The 20,508-nt window shown below is 56.7% G+C and carries 17 protein-coding genes; 7 read left to right on the plus strand and 10 right to left on the minus strand.

Annotated features, from left to right (window positions below; genetic code table 11):
* Position 1 precedes the first annotated feature (1 nt).
* Positions 2-985, minus strand: a complete 984-nt coding sequence (locus P0120_19330; GenBank protein ID MDF0676461.1) for an NAD-dependent epimerase/dehydratase family protein — start codon at positions 983-985, stop codon at positions 2-4.
* Positions 986-1,108: 123 nt separating this feature from the next.
* Complete coding sequence (locus P0120_19335; GenBank protein MDF0676462.1) at positions 1,109-1,999, minus strand: polyprenyl synthetase family protein; 891 nt, start codon at positions 1,997-1,999, stop codon at positions 1,109-1,111.
* A 134-nt stretch (positions 2,000-2,133) separates the two neighbouring features.
* Between P0120_19335 and P0120_19340 the strand changes: the two genes are divergently transcribed.
* The gene (locus P0120_19340; GenBank protein ID MDF0676463.1) at positions 2,134-3,177 is read left to right on the plus strand and encodes a kelch repeat-containing protein; all 1,044 of its coding nucleotides are present in this window, start codon (positions 2,134-2,136) and stop codon (positions 3,175-3,177) included.
* Positions 3,178-3,266: 89 nt separating this feature from the next.
* Here P0120_19340 and P0120_19345 read toward each other — a convergent pair whose 3' ends face one another.
* The 3 genes from P0120_19345 to P0120_19355 all read right to left on the minus strand — a co-directional run bounded on the left by P0120_19345 (position 3,267) and on the right by P0120_19355 (position 6,770).
* Positions 3,267-5,648 (minus strand): S8 family serine peptidase, encoded by a 2,382-nt coding sequence (locus tag P0120_19345; GenBank protein MDF0676464.1) that lies wholly within the window; start codon positions 5,646-5,648, stop codon positions 3,267-3,269.
* Positions 5,611-5,862: a hypothetical protein gene (locus P0120_19350; protein MDF0676465.1), complete on the minus strand. Its 252-nt coding sequence runs from the start codon at positions 5,860-5,862 to the stop codon at positions 5,611-5,613. Before P0120_19350 ends, P0120_19345 begins: the two co-directional genes overlap by 38 nt.
* Before the next feature lie 389 nt (positions 5,863-6,251).
* Positions 6,252-6,770: a pyridoxamine 5'-phosphate oxidase family protein gene (locus tag P0120_19355; protein ID MDF0676466.1), complete on the minus strand. Its 519-nt coding sequence runs from the start codon at positions 6,768-6,770 to the stop codon at positions 6,252-6,254.
* Between the two features lie 466 nt (positions 6,771-7,236).
* On the opposite strand from P0120_19355, the gene P0120_19360 reads away from it, so the two are divergent.
* The 6 genes from P0120_19360 (at position 7,237) to P0120_19385 (ending at position 15,483) form a co-directional block, all read left to right on the plus strand.
* Complete coding sequence (locus P0120_19360) at positions 7,237-7,791, plus strand: DUF4124 domain-containing protein (GenBank protein MDF0676467.1); 555 nt, start codon at positions 7,237-7,239, stop codon at positions 7,789-7,791.
* Between the two features lie 10 nt (positions 7,792-7,801).
* The gene (locus P0120_19365; protein MDF0676468.1) at positions 7,802-10,048 is read left to right on the plus strand and encodes a WD40 repeat domain-containing protein; all 2,247 of its coding nucleotides are present in this window, start codon (positions 7,802-7,804) and stop codon (positions 10,046-10,048) included.
* A gap of 115 nt (positions 10,049-10,163) precedes the next feature.
* Positions 10,164-12,263, plus strand: coding sequence for a DNA topoisomerase VI subunit B (locus tag P0120_19370; protein MDF0676469.1), 2,100 nt, complete (start codon positions 10,164-10,166; stop codon positions 12,261-12,263).
* Positions 12,264-12,267: 4 nt separating this feature from the next.
* Positions 12,268-13,371 carry a DNA topoisomerase IV subunit A gene (locus P0120_19375; protein ID MDF0676470.1) on the plus strand — a complete coding sequence of 368 codons (1,104 nt, stop codon included), beginning with the start codon at positions 12,268-12,270 and terminating at the stop codon, positions 13,369-13,371.
* Between the two features lie 35 nt (positions 13,372-13,406).
* Entirely contained in the window at positions 13,407-14,966 is a 1,560-nt protein-coding gene (locus tag P0120_19380; GenBank protein ID MDF0676471.1) for a DEAD/DEAH box helicase family protein, read from the plus strand.
* Positions 14,967-15,144: 178 nt separating this feature from the next.
* Positions 15,145-15,483, plus strand: a complete 339-nt coding sequence (locus P0120_19385) for an SMR family transporter (protein MDF0676472.1) — start codon at positions 15,145-15,147, stop codon at positions 15,481-15,483.
* 395 nt (positions 15,484-15,878) lie between these two features.
* Here P0120_19385 and P0120_19390 read toward each other — a convergent pair whose 3' ends face one another.
* From P0120_19390 to P0120_19410, 5 genes are all read right to left on the minus strand, one after another.
* Complete coding sequence (locus P0120_19390) at positions 15,879-16,556, minus strand: hypothetical protein (protein MDF0676473.1); 678 nt, start codon at positions 16,554-16,556, stop codon at positions 15,879-15,881.
* Positions 16,557-17,798, minus strand: a complete 1,242-nt coding sequence (locus P0120_19395) for an efflux RND transporter permease subunit (GenBank protein ID MDF0676474.1) — start codon at positions 17,796-17,798, stop codon at positions 16,557-16,559.
* Between the two features lie 8 nt (positions 17,799-17,806).
* Positions 17,807-19,048: an efflux RND transporter permease subunit gene (locus P0120_19400; GenBank protein MDF0676475.1), complete on the minus strand. Its 1,242-nt coding sequence runs from the start codon at positions 19,046-19,048 to the stop codon at positions 17,807-17,809.
* Positions 18,976-19,605 (minus strand): efflux RND transporter permease subunit, encoded by a 630-nt coding sequence (locus P0120_19405; GenBank protein ID MDF0676476.1) that lies wholly within the window; start codon positions 19,603-19,605, stop codon positions 18,976-18,978. The genes P0120_19400 and P0120_19405 overlap by 73 nt, the downstream gene beginning before the upstream one ends.
* Before the next feature lie 78 nt (positions 19,606-19,683).
* Positions 19,684-20,441, minus strand: a protein-coding gene (locus tag P0120_19410; protein MDF0676477.1) for an IS5 family transposase whose coding sequence is annotated in 2 segments (ribosomal slippage) — positions 19,684-20,109 and positions 20,112-20,441 — 756 coding nt in all. Because the reading frame shifts where the segments join, the coding sequence is not laid out codon by codon here.
* Positions 20,442-20,508: the final 67 nt, after the last annotated feature.

A 20,508-nucleotide genomic window follows, 5' to 3' on the forward strand; every position in this document is an offset into this window, starting at 1 on the left:
CTCAGGCGTATTTATGGTCGCGAAACCACTGCACGGCTTTCTCCAGCGCCACTTCGGGGGGATTTTGCGGCAAGCCGAGCTCTCGGACCGCCTTGCTGCAATCGTAGTGCATCTTATACTTGGCCATCTTCACCCCTTCCAGCGGAATGCGTGGCGGCCGGCCGGTCAGGTTGGCCGACCAATGATTGAGGTAGGCGAGCGGGAGCACGGCGGCTCTCGGTAATTTCAGGGCTGGGGCCTTGAGGCCGGTCAACTCGCTGAGCATCTCAAACACTTCACGAAGCAATAAATTTTTCGAGCCAAGAATATACCGTTCGCCCTGTCGGCCCTTCTCCATGGCGAGCAAATGGCCGGTGGCCACGTCGTCAACATCGATGATGTTCATGCCGGTTTCAATGTAGGCCGGCATCCGACCCTTCATGAAATCGACAATGACTTGTCCTGTGGGCGTCGGCTTCACGTCGCCTTCTCCCACCGGCGCACTGGGATTCACGATGACAACCGGCAATCCCTCTTTGGCCAACTTGTGCACTTCTTGCTCTGCCAGGTATTTCGAACGTTTATAGTGGCCGGCCATCTGTTCGAGCGACACCGGTGTGTTCTCCGTTCCAAGCCCTCCGCCTGGCGGCAAGCCGATCGCGCCGATGGTGCTGCAATAGACCGTGCGTTCCACACCGACGTCACGCGCGGCTTCCAGCAGATTTCTAGTGCCGGCCACGTTGATGTCATAGAAGATCGAGGAATCTTTGGCCCACAGGGCATAATGCGCTGCAACGTGGTAGAGGTGGCGGCAGCCGGTGATGGCTTTACGCAGGGATGCGGGATCGCGGAGGTCCCCTGCGACTCGTTCAACCGGAAGACCGTCAAGGTTCCGCGAGTCAGAATCTGGTCGCGCTAACACGCGAACCTCGATGCCGGTTCGCACGAGGGCCCGTGCCACTGCCGCTCCAACAAATCCGGTCGCGCCTGTGACTAATGCCTTCATGGGAAGTGCCGGGTGCCGAGGGCTGAGTATCTAGAGGGGAAGTACTGAGTTCTGGGTGCTGAGTCCTGAGCGAGATAGGGGACTTTATTCAGGAACTCAGGAGTCATAGCTCAGCACTCAGGATTAGTTTTTTCGTGCCGTGATATACCGGGCGATCTCTCGTAATGGATCGGCGGGAGGACCAAAGGATGAAAGCCGGTTGATGGCGCGCGCCACACAGTCATCAGCCAGTTTCTTGGCTCCCTCTACGCCGTAGAACGTCGGATAGGTTTTCTTCCCTCGTTCGGCGTCGGTGTTCGGATTTTTACCAAGCTCTTCCCTCGTGCCGGTCACATTCAGCACGTCGTCGGCGATCTGAAAGGCCAGACCGATGTCTTCGGCATAGCCGGTCAGGTCGTCGAGTTGGCGATCTGTTGCCCCGGCAGCAATGGCGCCCATGCGGACCGCCGCGCGAATCAGCATGCCGGTCTTGTGCTTGTGAATGTTCTGAAGGGTGGAGAGGTCGATATCCTGGTTTTCGGCCTGGATGTCGAAGACCTGGCCACCCACCATGCCCATACTGCCGGAACCGGAGGCCAATTCTTGAATGATGCGGACTTGCCGGACCGGATCGCAGCCCTTCATGAGATCCGGCCTGCTGATCAGGTCGAATGCCATCGTCAACAGCGCATCACCTGCGAGAATCGCCATCGCTTCGCCGTACACTTTGTGGTTTGTCGGTTTGCCGCGGCGAAAGTCGTCGTTGTCCATCGAGGGGAGATCGTCGTGGATCAGCGAATAGGTATGGATGAGTTCCAATGAGCAAGCCACCGGCATGAGTCCGGGGGCCGTGGCTCCAATCGCTTCTGCCGCGGCGATCGTGAGGATCGGACGAATCCGTTTCCCGCCCGCCATCAGGCTATAGCGCAGACCGTCATGCAGCGTCGTCGGCGGCACAGCAGCCGGCGGCGCCACCTGATCCAAAAACCTATCAACTTCGATCCGATTTTGTTCGAGATACTCCGCGATGTTCATATGGTCTGTTTTCCTCAGGACTCCTCAACCCGGGCGGAGAGTAACAAACGATAGGAGACGAGTCAACGCAGCGGTATCGGCTGATCCTGCCGCAGGACGTGAAAGAGGTATAGAATGAGGGCATGTCGCATCTCATGAGATTGTCAGTCTGGTGCGCCCTGCTGGTTGCAAGGTCTGCGATGCTGATCCTCCCGGGGTTCTTCCTGATCGCACTACCGAGATCCAGCGAATCAGCGCAGCCCGAATCAGATCGGGGAACATGGCATACCGCCGCACCGATACCAACGAAGCGAACGGAGGTGGCTGCTGCGGCATTGGATGGAAAAATCTACGTCGTCGGCGGATTTGAAAAGCCGAGCTTTGGCAATGTGTTGAATTTCGGGATCACGCCGTCGGTCGAAGTCTATGATCCCACAACCGACCGATGGGCCTCTAACGCGCCTATGCCGGTCGGTCTACACCATGTCGGGATCGCCGTCGTAGACAGTCGATTATACGTCATCGGCGGATACACGAAGTCCGCCTTCACGGTTTGGAATCCGGTGGCGACGGTATATTCCTATGATCCAGCTACGGACCGTTGGACCGAGCGTGCCTCGATGCCGACGGCACGCGGTGCATTGTCTGTGACCGAACATGAGGGAAAGCTCTATGCCATCGGCGGCTACGATCGGAAAGCCAATAACGCGCAGGTCGAAGTCTACGATCCCCTCCTCAACAGCTGGACAACACGGGCTTCTCTCCCGACTCCTCGCGATCATCTCGCCTCCGCAGATGTGGCTGGAAAGATTTATGCGATCGGTGGACGTGTGAATGGGGACTATGCTCAGAATCTGGCCGTTGTGGAAAGGTACGATCCTGCTACCGACCGCTGGATGCGGGTCTCGGATCTCCCGACTGCGCGCAGCGGCATCACTGCCGCTGTCGCCGGAGGGAGGATCTACGTATTCGGCGGCGAAGGGGCGGTGGGAACATTCCAAGAGAATGAAGCATATGATCCTGCGCGTGATACCTGGCAGCGTATGGCACCGATGCCGACAGCCCGTCACGGTCTCGGATCGGCGGTGGTGCAAGGGCGGATTTATGTGATCGGCGGTGGACCGACTCCCGGCGGTTCCTTCAGCGATCTCAACGAAGTCTTTACCGTCCCGTCGACAAGCAGCGCGATGTCTGAGTGATTCTTAAGTCATAGGTTTCCAAGTCCTTTTGAGCAAATGGCTTCTGACGATCAGCTGTGACCGCACTCCACTCGTTCCGAAACTCGGTCTCATCGGTGTCTTGTCCTCCACAACAAGACAACGAGAGACATGAGCAGCATGGCAGGTAGCAACATATCTCCAGTTGTGCCGGGCGCGAGAGTGCAGCCTCCGCCGTTCTCACCAGAAACCGGCGGGGGTGGCGCGGTATTGAAGGTTGCGGTTACAGTCGCATTTTGGGTGAGCGAGCAGGGATTCGGTCCACTACAATCTCCACTCCACCCTGCAAAGACAGACCCAGCATCGGGTGTTGCAGTAAGGTTTACAGTGCTAGCCTGGGTGAACTGTCCATTGCAGGTCGCTCCACAGTCGATTCCGGATGGACTGGATGTCACCGTGCCGGTTCCTGCGCCCGCCTTGTTGACCGTGACCGTGAAGTTTGCCACAACACTGGCCAACGCGGCCCGAGCATTGATTCGCCCACCGGTCGACACCTTTCCACTCAAGGACGGCTTCCGATCCACTGTGCTCAGGATTGCGTTCCTGAGTTGGGCTACGGTGAGGTTGGGATTCACCGAGAGCAACAAGCCGGCGAGTCCCGCCACATGCGGAGCGGCCATCGAAGTGCCTTGGAGAAATTGATAATCCGTCGAGCCCGAAGGAGAACCAGCGACACAGGCGACACGGACATTGTCCAAGTACACCCCGTCCGAGACGATGCTCCCATCCGTCACGAACCGAAATCGGAATCGTGCCCTGTCGGCCTTACCATCCGGGATGTCGCCAAAGGTCACTGGAACGAATTGTCCATCTGACGAGCCACTGAACCAGCTTCCTAGAACCCAATTGTTTCCACTATCGCCGGATGACTCCGTCAACATTCCATCCAACATTCCATCCAACATTCCATCAACTACTGCCTCGGTCGATAGGTGGACCCGACCGTCAAACCGACAGCCCCGTTGTCCTGCCGTACTGAACACAGGTCCCATTGCGAACGAATTGGTGTTGTCTCGATAGTCGGCTCCGGGGCTGTCTGTCATACTATTCGGAGGGCTGAATGAGGCAGCACTAGTGAACCCCCAGGTATTATTGGTCCCCCCAGTGACATACCCGAGGCCGGTCGGGTTGGAATCAAAGGTATGGAGCAGAACGTTCGTGACGTTTGATGTGGGCTTTGTGCTGTTGATGCGGACTCCTGGCGCCGCCACCTGAACTGTGGTGGACCCGAAATTAGAAAAGCCCGCCAGTTCATCATTCTGATCCGTCGCGGCGACGGCAATCACGTTCGGAAGCGCAGCCTTCTGCAGCCCGTCACATACCGAGGGAGCACTGAAATTTGCGGGGAAGCTCGGTACGTTGTCGTTATCCGATTGCCCATTTCCTGCCGCTGCAACAACAAGCACCCCTGCTGCATGCGCAGCGCTAATCGCGTCAAACTGAGCAAGGCTACAACGGGAACCTCCAAAACTCGCATTGATCACGCGCGCGCCTTTGGCGACAGCATAGTGGACGGCGCTGAGAATGGCGGACGAGGGTAGACCACCCACGCCCCCTGCTTTCAGGGCCATCAGTCTGGCGGTCCACATGACGCCCGTCAAGCCAGTGGCATTGTTCCCTCTCGCAGCGATTGTCCCGGCAACGTGAGTACCGTGACCGGGATTTGGAGCTGGTTGGAGCTCCTGCCGTGCGGTAAGGGCAACAGGGTCCATCGGGTCGCTGTCGTTCATGAGGAAATCCCATCCATGCACATCGTCTACCAGCCCGTTTCCATCGTCATCGACTCCATTCGCAGGGATTTCTCCTGGATTCGTCCAGAGGTTCGGGGCCAAGTCCGGATGGTCGTAGGCAATACCTGAATCGATCACGGCGATAATCACATTTGGGCTCCCCGTGCTGATATCCCAGGCTTCCAGCGCATCGATATCGGCATCTGCCCGTCCTGCTGTTCCGTCCACAACTTGACCGGTATTATGGAGGCCCCATAACGTGCCGAACTGGTCATCGTTGGGAATCGTTTTTGGCCAGTAGAGATAATTGGGTTCGGCATATTCAACAGCGGGATGACGTCGGTACTTCTGGACCGCCTCGTCGACCGACAAAACACCTTTGAGTTTGTACTGGTGAATCGTCTTGCCGGTCACAGATAATACGCTGAGTTCTTGGGTGCTCACACTTGCATTCAGAGACGTGATGGCCGACGAGGACGCATCATCCCTGAATTTGACGAGCACCTCCCCTGGTACATATTGCGCCGGGTGACGTGCTTCCCCTGATAACGCGGCCATTCCGTCGGATGCCCGTTTCTGCTCCGCGTGAACCAAGCGACCTCCCGGCATGAGTCCCGACAATGCGACGCCGACGGTTGCTATTCCCAGGATGGCCCCGCCGCAATAGCGCGCAATTCTCATCACACTACTTCTGCGATTTGTACTGATAATTGGGTTCTGCATACTCGACCTCCTGATATGAAGAGAGTTGGTTGATCGCAGATTCAACCGACCGATCGTCCAAGATTCTGACGTGATAGAGGCGTCCACGTTGAATTTCAGCGATCACGTCGATCCTGTTATCCTTCAGGATGGCCGCGATCCTTTCCTGTGAAATCCCGTCCTTGAACTTGACCAACACTTCAGACGGGATGAATCGTGGTGCCGGGGATTTCATAGGGGGTTCGAAGGTATCCGTTGTTGTCGCATTCTGGGTCGTTCCGTCACAGGATGTGGAGAAGCAGACAGCCGACACACACATCATGACTGTGACAAGTTGTTTCGCTCGATGAGACAAAGGCGGCAAACACATCATCGTATTCTCTCCCTGAAAGAGGCCCGATCGCTATACTAATAAAATCAAGGCGGCTACATGTAGTAGAGATAGTGCTAATTCACCTAGCGCTCTGCCTGGAGACAAAAAGTAGGTCGGGAGGAGGCGCTGTCCCAAGAGGGTTGTAGCCTACGTCTTTTTACCTCTGACCCGTTTGAAAAACGGATGTGTCCTGGTTGTGAGCAAATGCTGCCACTCCGTCCTTGCGGGAGTTGTTGCAGAAGACAATCCGATCAGTCTTTTCCTGTAGTGGGTCGTTCCACTTTTTGATGGACCCACGTTGAGGGAGTTGCGGCGCTGGAGATAAAGGCTTGGCCGAAGCCGAGCACAAAGTGCGCGTCTTCAAGTCGCAATTCCCAGAGAGCAAAATCGCCAAAGCCGAACACCGGCGCTGATTGTGGAAACCGCGTCAAGTATTGTTCCTTGATACCACGATACGACGGCGCATCGGGTGGCAACAGCACGGCCTCACCTTGCAGATTCATCCGCCTCAACGCCAATGGATTTTTGCCAGGCCCGTCCGATTCGGCGATGAAGAGCGACACACTGGGATCAACCAGCAAATGTTGCGTATGTAACGCCAATCGGCTGAGGTGCAGATACGCTTTGGTCCAGTCCGATCCAAACACATAGGGCACATGTGATCCAAATGGCCGTCCATTTCGCATCGTGAGCAACACCGCTGTGCGAACCTCCTGCGCCAGTGCCGACCATGTCCGTTGTACCTCATGACTCGTGAGTGCCTGAGCCATCGCCCACCATTCAAAAATTGCAGAGGGAGAGCACCCTGCACGTTACGATTTCAAACGTCAAGAGGGGTGTCGCCGGATTTTCTTCAATCGGATGAGGATCAACACATTAGTTTTCTTGACTGATTCGCAGCTGAGGCCTATCGTACACAGGTGGGAGGAGTTAACGCCCCGAGGGAATATGGTTCAACAGGGGATCGAGCGTGAGGATGGTGTGCAGGCCCAGCTTGTACTGGGAAGCCTAAAGTCCTCCCAAGATCTCCGCCGTACCTGATCATCCTCGGTTAGGTGCGTGCTCCTCCCACCCTAACGTCCGATCCAACTCCCACTCCAATCCCGGACTTCTTTTCTGGTTTCGACCGAGTGCTGGCCATGCGCGGGTGCCCTGGTACGCCCAGGCATAAATGGGACCGCCTGCTATACTTTTGGCAATTACAACATCATTTGGATACTGAGGGCATCTCACAATATGAAAGTTTTCATACTGGGCCTCATGAGCGGTCTTCTGTTCTGGCCGGTTATCGGATTCGCAGACCTCTATAAATGGACCGATGATCAAGGAAATCTCCATATAACCGATATGCCGCCCCCTTTGACACAAAGGAAGTCGGCGAACACTGTGGCGCCGGTTCCTCGATCCGCATCACCGAAGAAGGCCACAGTTCGGCCGACCTTGCCTGAACGACCCCAAGCTCAAATCCATCCCGTGCCTGGTTCCTCAAGCCCTTCTCCCCCAACCGAAGAGGTCCTTATTCAACAGCCCATGGAGGGTTTGAGTCCGAACCAGGCAACGCTGACGAGTTCGTGGCAAGTCTTCGACGGTATGCAGATGAATACCAAGGCTCCCGTTCAGCGGTGGAAGGATGAGCGGGGTGTTGAGCACTTCGTCGATGTTTTGCCGGCGACTCTGGTGAGCTCAGAAACTGCGCCAAAGGTGGAAGACGTTTCTGTCTCACATCCTAAACGTAGGGTCAAGGAGCGCGCGACCGGTGTGTCTCGCTTGCGCCATCAACCGGCTGAATGAAGTGAAGGACATGAATCGTTGGAAACTGTGTAAGAAGAGGATTTTGAGAACCCTCCTTGTGGCCGTCTCCTTCCTTGCCACCACATCGATTCAGGATGCGGCTGGTTACTTCTCCAGAACTCCTACTGCATTCTCTGAGGACGGGCGGCTCTTCCTGGTCCAAACGGATGAACTGGTTGTCTGGGATCTTGAGACGAAAATGCTTGTGGCGAAGATTCCAGGCCTTCACTGTCAGCAGATCGCGTTGTTGAAACAGGAGGGGTGGGTGCTGTGTGTGGAACACAGCGTCACCATTTATGATTGGAAGAACCGAGTCTCGGTAGCCACCATTCCACCGGAATCGCCGCAGTCCTATAGCCTGCTGGCCTATTCGAATGAGAGCGATCGGATGATTCTCCGTCACGGGAACGAGGCTGTGTCCGTCTGGCAGCTGGGGAAAAAGCTCGTGCCGCTCAAACATATTGCGCTGGAGGCGAAAGCAGACATCTCTTCCGTGGCAGCCTCGCCCGATACGAAGCTGGTGGCGATTGCCCAGGACCACACCATTCATCTGCACGACATCAGTGGGACAACCATCCGTGAGGTGGCCATTGCAGATGGTAAACCGCGTGATCTCATCTTTGCGCCCGACAGTTCTCGTTTGGCGGCGAGTGTGGGCAAGATGATTCTCCTGATCAATCCGGTGGAGGGGTCCATAGCCACGCGCGCAACATTGACGAGTGCTGAAGGGGCACAGGGCCCGCTCACTCCCGAAGTCTTCTCCCGGGACGGTCATCGTTTGGTGGCAACCAACGGAGAATGGAGCTATGCGCTTTTCAATACTGATACGGGCGAGCTGGTGTCTGTGACCGAGTTTACCTATGCAGCTCCAGGACGCGGGATGCGCTCACCGACACAGCTTCGTGCCGTCGACATTGCGGCCGATGCAGATCTCCTGGTCGGGCAACCGGAGCATCTCCACACGTTACAGATCTGGGATCTACAAACTGGAGCAATGTTGCCGGACCTGTGCGGAGAGGATTGTCGCAACATGGCCCCTCGCGTTTCGTTACTCAAATGGTCTCCGACTGGTTCGAAGATTGTGGTTGGGATACAGGGAGGCCTCAACCCTGATGGCGATGGGGAAATATCTGTGTGGGATGTTCACTCCCGTTCACCGGAATTGGTGCTGGACCCCGGCCAACCTCAGGCCAAGGTATTGGCTAAACGAACGACCCTACCCACGTCTGTTACGTTGGCGCCTTCTACCCCGACCGGTATGCCGACGTTTGTCCATGCAGGGGCCTTACGCGCGGTGGCGTCGTCTCCCAGTGCGAATCTGCTCGTCACGAGCGGCGACGATGGATTGCTGAAAATATGGAACCCGGGGCAGGGGACCCTCTTGCGTCAACTGGCATTGTCTGCTGCGGCACATGCACTTGCGTTCAGCGCCGACGGCGCAATCCTGGCGGCTGGTACCACGAAAGGAGACGTACGTTTGTGGGAAACCCAGACTTGGCGTGAGTTCTTGCCGTATTCAAGCGGGCAAGGTCGGATCAACGCGTTGCAATTTCTTCCCGGCAATCGATTGCTCGTCGTCGCTGGAGGAGGACTGAAAGTTCCGGTCGTGGATCTCGTCACCCGAAGGGTCGTGAAAGAGCTGGTGCGTACCAGCCGCTATCCGGTCTGCGGCGAGAAAAGCTGTGCAAAAAAGCAAGCCGTACGGGGAGAGGTCGTAGACAGTTTGAGTTTCTTAGATGGAAGCTCGTTTCTCTTGACGACCTCGCCATCCGGTCCTCTCGTCTGGGACATTACAACCTGGCGCGAAGTAGAGAATCCGGCCGGGCTTCCGGACGCCTGGTCCGGTCTTGGTTGGAAACGTCCATTCGTCTCGACAACGACTCGTTCCCGTGATCCCAAAGCCGGCACCCTCGTCGTCTGGGACACTAAGAATAATAGAGTGTTGGCGAGCTTGGATACCTTCACCCACCGGGATACACAAATCGATCATGGACCGGCCGTGGCGTTAGGGACAACAATGGCCGTCGACCCATCGCATCGATGGGCTGCCACCAGAGTCGGAGAACATATTTCAGTCTGGGACCTTTCGGCACAAACAAAACGAAAGACGTTCCACGTCAAAACTCCGTATCATCTTCATTGGACGAGCGACGGCAACTATTTGATCGTGGCCACCCTCAACCGAAAGGTCCTCGTCTGGTCAGCCGAGACCATGGAGCCGGCGCACTATCTGCGAGATCCTGCCGTCACCCGCTAGGGCAATTCGTTCTACACAGGGGTCTTTTTTCATTCTTGTCATTTACCATCTAGTCCATTGTTTCCGTGAAAGTTTTATGGTACCAACAGAGAACATTTGTTTCATGAGAGGGTGAATGGCCAAGAAGAAAGAATCCGCGTCAGAGACTGAATCGAAATCTTCCGCTCCTCGAGCAAACCCCGAATTACCCGTGAAGCAGAAAGCCGCCGCTAAGCCGACGGAACGGGTCACTGCGGTAGAAATGGGGGCGCGTCAGCGGGAAATCTCCGTTTCGGAGTTTTTCACGAAGAACCGGCACCTGCTCGGATTCGATAATCCGCGTAAGGCGCTGCTGACCTGCGTCAAAGAAGCGGTGGACAACGCGCTCGATGCCTGCGAGGAGGCCGGGATTCTTCCGGATGTGACGGTCAAGCTGGAGGTTGTGCCGAATGGGGAGCCGGTCGCGCCCAGCCAAGCAAGCAGGTTTCGCATCACGGTCACCGACAACGGACCAGGCATCGTTCGCCAGCAGATTCCGAGGATTTTTGCGAAACTGCTCTATGGGTCAAAGTTCCATCGTTTGCGGATGAGCCGAGGCCAGCAGGGGATCGGCATCTCCGCTGCCGGGATGTACGGACAGCTCACCACCGGGAAGCCGGTGAAAATCATTTCCCGTATCGGCCCTAAAGCCGCCGCGCACTTCTTCGAAGTCCAGATCGACACGAAAAAGAATGAGCCGCTGGTCCACGAGAACAAACAGATCGACTGGCAGCAGCCGCGAGGGACCCAAGTCTCGTTGGAAGTCGAAGGCAAATATCAGAAGGGCCGAGCCTCCGTCGATGAATGGTTGGAGCAGACCTCAATCGCCAATCCCCACGTCAAACTGATCTACCAGACGCCCGAAGGCGAGACGAAAGAGTATCCCCGGACCTATCATGAACTTCCGCCGCAACCGCGCGAGATCAAGCCCCATCCCTATGGCATCGAGTTCGGCATGTTGCTCAAGATGTTGCAGGACACAAAGAGCCATACGCTCTCCGGCTTTCTCGCGGGCGATTTTTGTCGGGTGTCCCCTCAGATGGCCGATGAAATCTGCAAGGCGGCTAAGGTGTCACCGACGGCGAAACCACGCGATCTGAAAGGGACGGTGGCCGAGACGCTCTATAAGACGTTGCAAGAGACGAAGATCATGGCGCCGCCGACCAACTGCATTTCACCGATCGGCGAGAAGGCGATCCTCGCGGGACTCTATAAGCAAATCAAAGGGGAGTTCTACACGGCGGTCAGCCGACCACCTGCGGTCTATCGCGGCAATCCGTTCATCATCGAGGCCGGGCTCGCCTACGGAAATAGACCTCAGGATCAAACTAAGCCGCAGCAGCCGGCCATGCCGAAAGCGGAAGGTGAGCACGAGGAAGATGACTCGGAGCTCGCGCGCGTGATCCGCTACGCCAATCGAGTACCGCTACTGTACCAGCAATCGGCCTGTTCGACGTTCAAGGCTGTCCTGAGCACAACCTGGAAAAACTACGGTTTGACCCAGTCGCGCGGGGCTCTGCCCGGCGGACCGATGGTGATCTTCGTCCATATGGCGTCGGTCTGGGTGCCGTTCACGAGTGAATCCAAGGAAGCGATCGCCGACTACGACGAGATTCAAAAGGAGATTACGCTGGCGCTTCGCGAATGCGGCAGGCGGCTGGGCCTCTTCGTTCGTCGGCGCGAACGGGCTGCCAGCGAATTTCGGCGGCGAAATATCTTTGAGCTGTATATCGAGGAAGTCGTCGACGCCTGTAATCGGCTGAAGGGGGGCACACTGCCGAAAGAAAAGCTGAAAGGGCAGCTCCAGAAGATTGCCTCCGCCCGCACAGGCGGCCAGAAGACCGACGAAGCGCTGGGGAAGACCGGTGGAGGGCCTGAAGGACTGCCTCATTCGATTATCGTGACGGCAGACGGAGTCGAGGGTGAGACCGCATTGGCCACCCAGATCGAAGCCGATCAGGCGGCTGCGTTGCCGACGACAGAGCCGGATTTGCTTGGTGACACGTCGGCAGTTGATGAGCCAGTTTCGAAAGAGAACACCGCCGACGAGAGTCGCACGAAAAAGCCGCCGAAGGGAGCGAAAGCAAAACCTAGTCAGATAGCGCTCTTCGAGGCATCAGACAGACAAGATAGACGAGACAGACCAGACAGACCTAATAAACCCATTCGAGTTTCGAAGCCACGCGGAAAGAAATAGCACCATGGCGAGCAAACAGAAACAAGCGACTGTCGTCGAGAAGAAACTGATCGGTTTGGCGGATATTGTAATTCAATCGGCCGAGCGCTCGAAAGACCCGACGTTCCAGATCCCGATCCGTGCCCTCTCGAATGTGTCCTTCAATGAACGGAAGGGCCTGATCGAGATGGGGAGCAAGAAACAGGAGCGGTCGTTCTTCAACGTCGGCATGGCGAAGAAATTCATGCAGACGGTGCTCGTGGCCGATGCCCTCTCCGAATTGCAGCGGGCTGATCTGACCACGTCGCTTCGAGAAATTTACTACCGTACGAAACATACGATCAAAGATTCGCACGAGAACACCTTCGACACACAGGATGAATCCGATCCGGTGATCGAAGATCTGGAAGTCTCCCTCGCCGCCCTCCGGGAGGAGCTGCATGTGCGGGCGGAAAACAGCGGCAGCATCGTCGGGCCGGTGATCTTCGGTGATGACGGCGATCGCGTCGATTGTTCGAAGTTGGGGAAAGGCGGGTACTCGGTGCCGTCGATTGTGGAGCCGGAATATCTGGAGATTCGACGCTGCACGGCGGATTTCGTGCTGCTTGTCGAAAAGGGCACGCAGTGGAATCGCCTGTCTGAGGATAAGTTCTGGCGGCGTTATAACTGCATCCTCCTTACGGGAAATGGTCAGCCGCCCCGAGGTGTGCGGCGTTTGGCGAGACGGCTCCATGAAGAGCATCGGCTGCCGGTCTATGTCTTGGTCGATAACGATCCCTGGGGGTACTACATCTATTCCGTCGTCAAACAGGGCTCGATCAATCTGGCGTTCGAGAGCCAGCGCATGGCCATTCCCAAAGCCAAGTTCATGGGCTTCTCGAGTGCCGACCCGGAGCGGTACGAGCTGCCGCGGAACGTCGGCATCAAGCTCAACGAGAAAGACATCGCCCGCGCGAAGGAATTGATGAACTACCAGTGGTTCCAAAAGCCTGCCTGGCAGGCGGAGATCAAACGTATGCTTGCGAGCGGATTGAAGTACGAACTCGACGCGCTGGCAAATAAAGACTTTCAGTATCTCACCAAGAAATACCTGCCGAAGAAGCTTCAGGAACGGGATTGGCTCGACTAGCCTCCTTTCCTCGAACCGGCAACGACGCACCGGCCATGAGGAGTTTGCCAGCCTGGACCGCGCCACTTCGTGACTGGCAGAGGCGAGCTCTGTCGGCAGTCTGTACCCATCAGACAAAAGACTTTTTGGCGATGGCCACTCCTGCCGCAGGAAAGACGCGTTTTGCGCTGCGTGTCGTGCACGAGTTTATGGAGAAACAGGCTGCGGCCCGGGTGCTGGTCGTCTGCCCGACGAATCACCTCCGCACGCAATGGGCGGATGCCGCGGGGAAGATCGGTTTGCAACTCGATCCGACTTTGACCAACGAACAGGCGGCGGAAGCGCCGGACTATCACGGCGCCGTGGTCACCTACCAGCAAGTCTGTCTGGCCCCGGCGATCTTTCAGCGGGCCTGCAAGAGCAAGAAGACGCTGCTCATCTTCGACGAGTTGCACCACGCGGGCGACGGCAAGAACTGGGGGAAGGCGCTACGCTCGGCGTTTGACACGTCGGTGTTTCGGCTGATTCTGTCCGGCACGCCGTTCCGGTCCGACAACAATCCGATCCCGTTTATTCGATATGAGGAGGGAGAAAGCCGGGCGGATTTCGCCTACAGCTATACCGATGCGATTCGTGACAATGTCTGTCGGCCGATCGTATTCCCGAGCTACGAAGGCGAGCTCAGCTGGTTATCGGATGGTCGCGAACATCAGGCAACGTTTGAGGATGGACTGACATTCAATCGTCAGAGGGAACGGCTGAAGACGGCGTTACTTCAAGAAACCTGGGTTGGGCCGGTGATTACCGACGCTCATGCTCAATTGACTCGCCTTCGGAAGCAGGAACAACCGGATGCCGGTGGGTTAATCGTGTGTATGGATCAGGAGCACGCACGGTGGGTTGCGGACCTCGTCGGGCGTATTATCGGCACCAAAGCAGCCGTTGCCGTGTCGGACGATCCCGCTGCTTCGCGCACGATTGAAGAGTTCGCCGATCACAAAAGGCAGCAGTGGCTGGTGGCGGTCAATATGGTGAGCGAAGGCGTGGATATTCCACGACTTCGTGTCGGTGTCTATGGGACGAACGTGATCACGGAAATGTATTTTCGACAGGTGGTCGGCCGGTTCGTCCGGATGCAGGAGGGGTTGCCCAAACCGCAACGGGCATGGCTGTACCTGCCGAAAGATCCGGTCCTGGTGCACTATGCCAAACAGATCAAGGCGGAGCGCGATCATGTGTTGGAAGACATCATGCCGGCGGAGCAACGGGACCTCTTCGGCCGCGCCACGGTTTCGACTAATGAGTACATGCCGCTGATGGCCGTGGCCAGGATGGATAGCCTGATCGGCGAAGACGAGCCGCGGGTCGAGGGCGATTCGGTTGCCGTTTCCGAACCGGCGGTCTCCCTCCATGAGCAGAAGCAAGATTTGCGGGATCTTCATCGACTGCTGGTCGCCGGCCTGGCACGAAACAGCGGAATCGATCATCGAAGGCTCAATGCGGAATTGATCGCGCGCACCGGGAGCCGGGTTGATCAGGCGACGACTGAGCAGCTTCGGAAGCGGATTCAACTGCTGGAGAGGTGGAAGGAGCGAGGGTATGACGGCAAACGGTGATTACTATCCGCATAAGGACCCGTGGTAAATAGTCCTGCAGTCTCAACTCATTGAAACGGCGGCGGTTAAAGTCGTATTGTTCACGAACAAAAGTGGCCGGTTATCGGGTAGAGAGTCGAAGATCCGGAGCTTGTGCGGATCGAGCTAAACATTGTAGGGTATCTCGATACTGAGCATCATGCAGGCACAGTGGGTATTTCTCGCCGTGGCAATTGTCAGTGAGGTGATCGGAACATCCACGCTGAAGGCTTCGGAAGGATTTACACGCCTATGGCCTTCCGCTATCGTCGTGGCGGGCTATGCGTCAGCGTTCTATTTTCTTTCGCTCACGCTCAAAACCATTCCGGTTGGGGTCGCCTACGCCATCTGGTCAGGCGCAGGCATCGCCCTGATTGCGTTGATTGCCTGGGTTTTGTACGGCCAAGCTCTCGACCTCCCGGCTATCATAGGCATGTCACTCATCGTCGCCGGCATTGTTGTCCTCAATCTCTCTTCCAATATCGCCTCTCACTCATGAGCTAGCCCAGCTCATCATTCCCCCAGGACCTGGGCAAGTCGATACGCATACCAGGTCCCATGTCGTTGAGCTATCAATTATTGACCGATGGGTTAGTTCTGATTCATTCTGATTGTCTGAATGAGTGAGGTGACGAATGGCCGAGACGAGCAGGAGACGGGTTACGCGTAGCTTGAATTGTAAGGAGACCACGCCTGTAAGGGCAGGATTCTTCATGCTACTATTTTATGCCACTACCTTCGATAGGTGCTGAATATCGAAGTGATGAACCGAAATGACGACGTCTTTCCTCGCCGTACCGGTCGCATGACGCCGTCGCATCCCGGTTGTCCTTGTCAATGGTCCCTCCAATGGAGAACTCTGGACTCCGTCTCAAAAACATGAACATGCAACCCTCACGATGACGAGGGCCCATGTGTGTTGGGGAGGTCATAACCAGGTTCCGGCTTTACCACACGAACCTTCTTGCCTTCAAGCAATGCGGCGCCGGGGTTGTTTATAATGCGATCGTTCTCGGAAAGCCCGCTTGCCACTTCGACGGCGTTGTCCATGAGTTTGCTCACGACAATGGATTTCAAGTGCACTCGGTTGTCCTCCGTTACCACGGCCACTTGTGTGCCTCGCTCCTGGAACACCAATGCAGTGGATGGCATCGTGAAGGCTTGTCGACCAATCGGCGTCGTTAAGTGGACCTGAGCGTACGAGCCGAGCCGGAGCGCTCGGTCCTCGTTCTCGATCGTGAACACCGTGGTCGCGGTGCGTGTACCTACATCGAATCCCTTGGCCAAGGTCAGAAACTGGAAGTTGAAATGGCGATTCGGCAATTGCGGCACGGTGACGTCGGCCGTCAAGCCCGGATTGAGAAAAGGCCCGAACACCTCTGGTACGTTGACAAAGAGCCGCAACTTATCGACGACGGCCACGGTGGGGATGGATGTCTCAAACGTCCCCACGCGAAGCGATGCGGCTACTTGTTTCGCATCATAGTAGCGAAAGCCGAGGTACAGACCGCACAACAGAAACGCCAAGATTGCCACGGACTTTCCCGGCCGAGCCTTGCCCCTTCTACCCATTTATACATTCTCCTTTTGGCGAATGGCTCGTCTTTCATAGATGACTGCATACACGCTAGGCACGAAAAACAGAGTGAAGAGCGTGGCCATGAGCAAGCCGCCGATGACGGCGCGACCCAGCGGCGCGTTTTGCGAATAGCCCGTCGCCATGGGGATCATCCCGACGATCATGGCCGAGGCGGTCATGAGGACCGGACGGAAGCGAGTCTTTCCGGCTTCGATCGCGGCCCGCAGCGCATCGCCATGCTCTTGGAGCCGCTCACGCGCATAGGACACAACGAGGATCGAATTGGCAGTCCCAGTTCCCATGGTCATGATAGCGCCCGTCAGCGCGGGCTCCGAAAGGTGCGTATGGGTCATGAACAGAGACCACGCGATGCCCGCCAACGCGCCGGGCAAGGCGGTAATGATGATGAAGGGATCGAGCCAGGATTGGAAATTGACGACAATCAACAGATAGACAAGAACGATTGAAGTCAGAAGTCCGAGGATCAGCTCGACATAAGCATCGTTCATCAGTGACGCTTGGCCATGAATTTCGAGAGTGGCGCTGTGCGGTTTCTCGCGCTCCATGCCGTGCACAATCTTCTCCACATCCGCCAGCACCGCACCGAAGTCGCGATCTTCGACGGAGACATAGATGTCGAACAGCGGCATAATGTTCCCATGTGTCACGACGCCCGGCGTTCCCTTCACTGATAGGCTGGCCAAGTTACCAAGGAGCTGCACATCATTCTTCGAACTATTGTTTGAGGAGTCATCTACTGGGATGGTCATGAGACTGTTGACACTGTTGATCTGTGGCTGCGGCGTATAGACGTTGATCAAATACGACATGCCGGTACTGGGGTCAAGCCAATAGATTTGGTCGATCTGTTGGCTGCCCGCAGTCGTCATGAGGAGATTGTCCGCCATATCCTTCAGGGTCCTGTTGACCCCGAACCCGAACGTGCGGTTGCCCTCGACCATCATGGTCGGCGTGGTCATCGTCTGCTGTATCACCACATCCGTAGCGCCTGGGGCCTGGCTCAACTTGTCTGCCAACTTGCGGGCGAATTCATAATTTGGGTACATGTCGGGACCCTTCACCTGCACGTCGATCGGCGCGGGCGCCCCGAAGTTGAGGGTTTTGGCGGTCAGATCGGACGGTTGAAACGTGAATTCGGTCCCCGGATACCGCTCTTTCAACCCCTTGCGGAGAGTTTTCCGGATGTCCCAGACCGGCGATTTTTCATTCTTCAAGAGGACCGTCAGGTCGCAATCCTGAGGGCCGATCGTCGGCGTCGGAATGAAGGCGAGGTTATGCGCTCCGACCGGCAGGCCGCAATTACTGACGATGTTTTCGACTTGATCGGGCAGTAACTCCTCGATGCTGTTGGAGACCAGCGTGGCAATACGTGCGGACGATGGGCAATCGACTGTTCTAGAAGCGCACCGTATCGGTCGAGAAGCCGATCGAAGCGTTGCTGGAATCCCTGTTGAAAGCGAACGAAGAAGTTACGCAATCGTTCGGGCCGAGCCTGCCTGGGATGCTGAGGCCTCCGCGGCGTTTGGTGATCATGCTCATGATGATTTTTCATTATATATTTCGCCATGGTCGGCACCAGTGTGCGCGACAGGATGAAGGAGGCGAGCATCGCGATGATGACCGCTTCCGCCATAGGCCCGAACAGATAACCCGACACGCCGCTGAGCACGAAGAGCGGAAACCAGACGATCGCAATGCAGAGGGTGGCGACGAGCGTCGGCACGACGATCTGATTGGCGGCGTCGATGATGGCCTGCTCCAGTTCTTTGCCCATTTCGAGATGGCGGTCGATATTCTCGATCATCACGGTCGCGTCATCGACCAGAATGCCGACCGCCAGCGCCAATCCGCCCAAGGTCATGACATTGATCGTCTCTCCGAGCCAATGGAGGCCGATGATGGCGGTCAGGATGGACAGTGGGATCGAGGTCCACACGATGATCGTGGCCCGCCAGGAGCCGAGCAGCAACAGCACGATGAGGCCGACCAGCGCGCCGGCGACCGCCATTTCATACACGACGTCGGAGATCGAATCCTTGACGAAGGTCGAAGCATCGTCGAGAAGCCGGATCTTCACGCCTTTCGGGGAGACTTGCTCGGCGAGCGGAATCATTGTCTTGATCCCATCGACCACGTCGAGTGTCGAGGCCTCCGTGCTCTTCATCGCGACCAGGATGACGATCTGTTTGCCCTTCTTCAGCACGACGTTCTGTTGGACCCGGCCCATGAGCTGCACCGTGGCGACGTCGCGCAAGTAGACGAACGCATTGCCTTCCCGCTTGATCGGCATATCGGCGAAATCTTCAATTTTCAACGGGGATGCGTTTGTCATGACGATCCAGTCGGTCGGCCCGATTTTGATATCGCCGGACGGCAGCACGAGGTATTGCTTCATGAGAACATCGTGAATGTCCGTCGGGGCGAGGTGACGAGCGAGCATTTTCTGCGGATCGAGGTTGACCATGACCTGCATGTCCTGCCCCCCGTATGGGTGGGGAGGACGATCCCCGGTACCGTGACCATCAAGGGGCGTATTCGCCTGTAGGTGAGATTATAGAGCTCCGCAGGCGTCATATCGTCGGAGCTGATTTCGAGCATGGCTACGGGGATTGAGGATGGCGACAGGCGCATGATCTTGGGCGGAGAAATATCGGGCGGTAGAGCCTTGACGACATTTTGCGCAATGCCCACGATATCCGCTTCAGCCCTGCCCACGTCGATTCCGTCCTGGAGAAAGATGTTGGTGATGCTGCTGCCGAAGTATGAATGGCTATGGATGTACTTGATGCCCTCCACTGTCGAAGTCAAAGAACGCTCGAACATATACGTGATGCGCCCTTCCACCTGCTGCGGCAGCAACCCGGCGTAGGTCCAGACAACGGAGGTGACGGGAATGGTGATATTAGGGAAGACGTCGGTCGGCAGTTTGAGTACTGTGCGACCGCCAAGCAGCACCATCAAGATCGACATTACAACGAAGGTGTACGGTCTGCGCAGAGCGATGAGGACAAGCTGGTTCACGTATTCTGACTCCTATGCTCGGCCTCCTCACCTCAGAGAATCCCTGACGAGACTGCTGCTCCGCACTAGGGCCTGTCATCAATTAAGCCATGTGATGGAGGCAGCGAGATAGATTGCGCCAAGGAAGTTGGCCGCGCGTTTGTCGTAGCGTGTAGCAATCGCGCGGAATTGTTTGAGTCTGGCAAAAAAGTTCTCGATCAGGTGCCGTGCCCTGTACAGGGCTTTATCGTATGCTCGGGTGGTTGTTCTGTTGGATTTTGGCGGGATGACGATATTCTTGCCCGCTTGTTGCAACGGCTGGATTATCCGTTCATCGGCGTCAAACGCCTTGTCGGCGAGGATCGTGTCGGCGTCGATGCCGGGAAGAAGGGCATCGGCCCCATCAAGGTCATGCGCCTGGCCTGGTGTGAGATGAAAACTCGTGGGATTGCCCAGCGCATCGCAGGTGGCGTGGATTTTCGTGGTCAATCCTCCTTTGCTGCGTCCGATCGCTTCCTGTTCGCGATGCCCCCTTTTGCGCCCGCACTGTGCTGGTGAGCACGGACGATCGTTGAATCGATCATGGCGTATCCGTTGTCGGGATCATCGGCCAGACGCTCGAACACCTGCTTCCAGACACCGCCCTTGCTCCAGCGCGTATGACGCGTGTGGATCACCCGGAAATCCCCGAACCGCTCCGGCAGATCCCGCCATGGGATCCCGGCACGGTAACGGTACAAAACAGCCTCCACAAACAGTCGGTTGTCTTTCGCTGTCACACCCACTGCGCCTTCACGCCCTGGCAGCAGTTTCTCGATCTTCTCCCATTGGTCATCACGCAACCCGTATCGTCTCACCATCCGCAGGCCCCTCCCTCGGCCTGTGGATGAGTGAATCACAACATTATGGCTCTGTGAACCCAGA

Origin of the sequence: Nitrospira sp. (genome assembly GCA_029194675.1) — a bacterium.
Classification (GTDB): domain Bacteria; phylum Nitrospirota; class Nitrospiria; order Nitrospirales; family Nitrospiraceae; genus Nitrospira_D.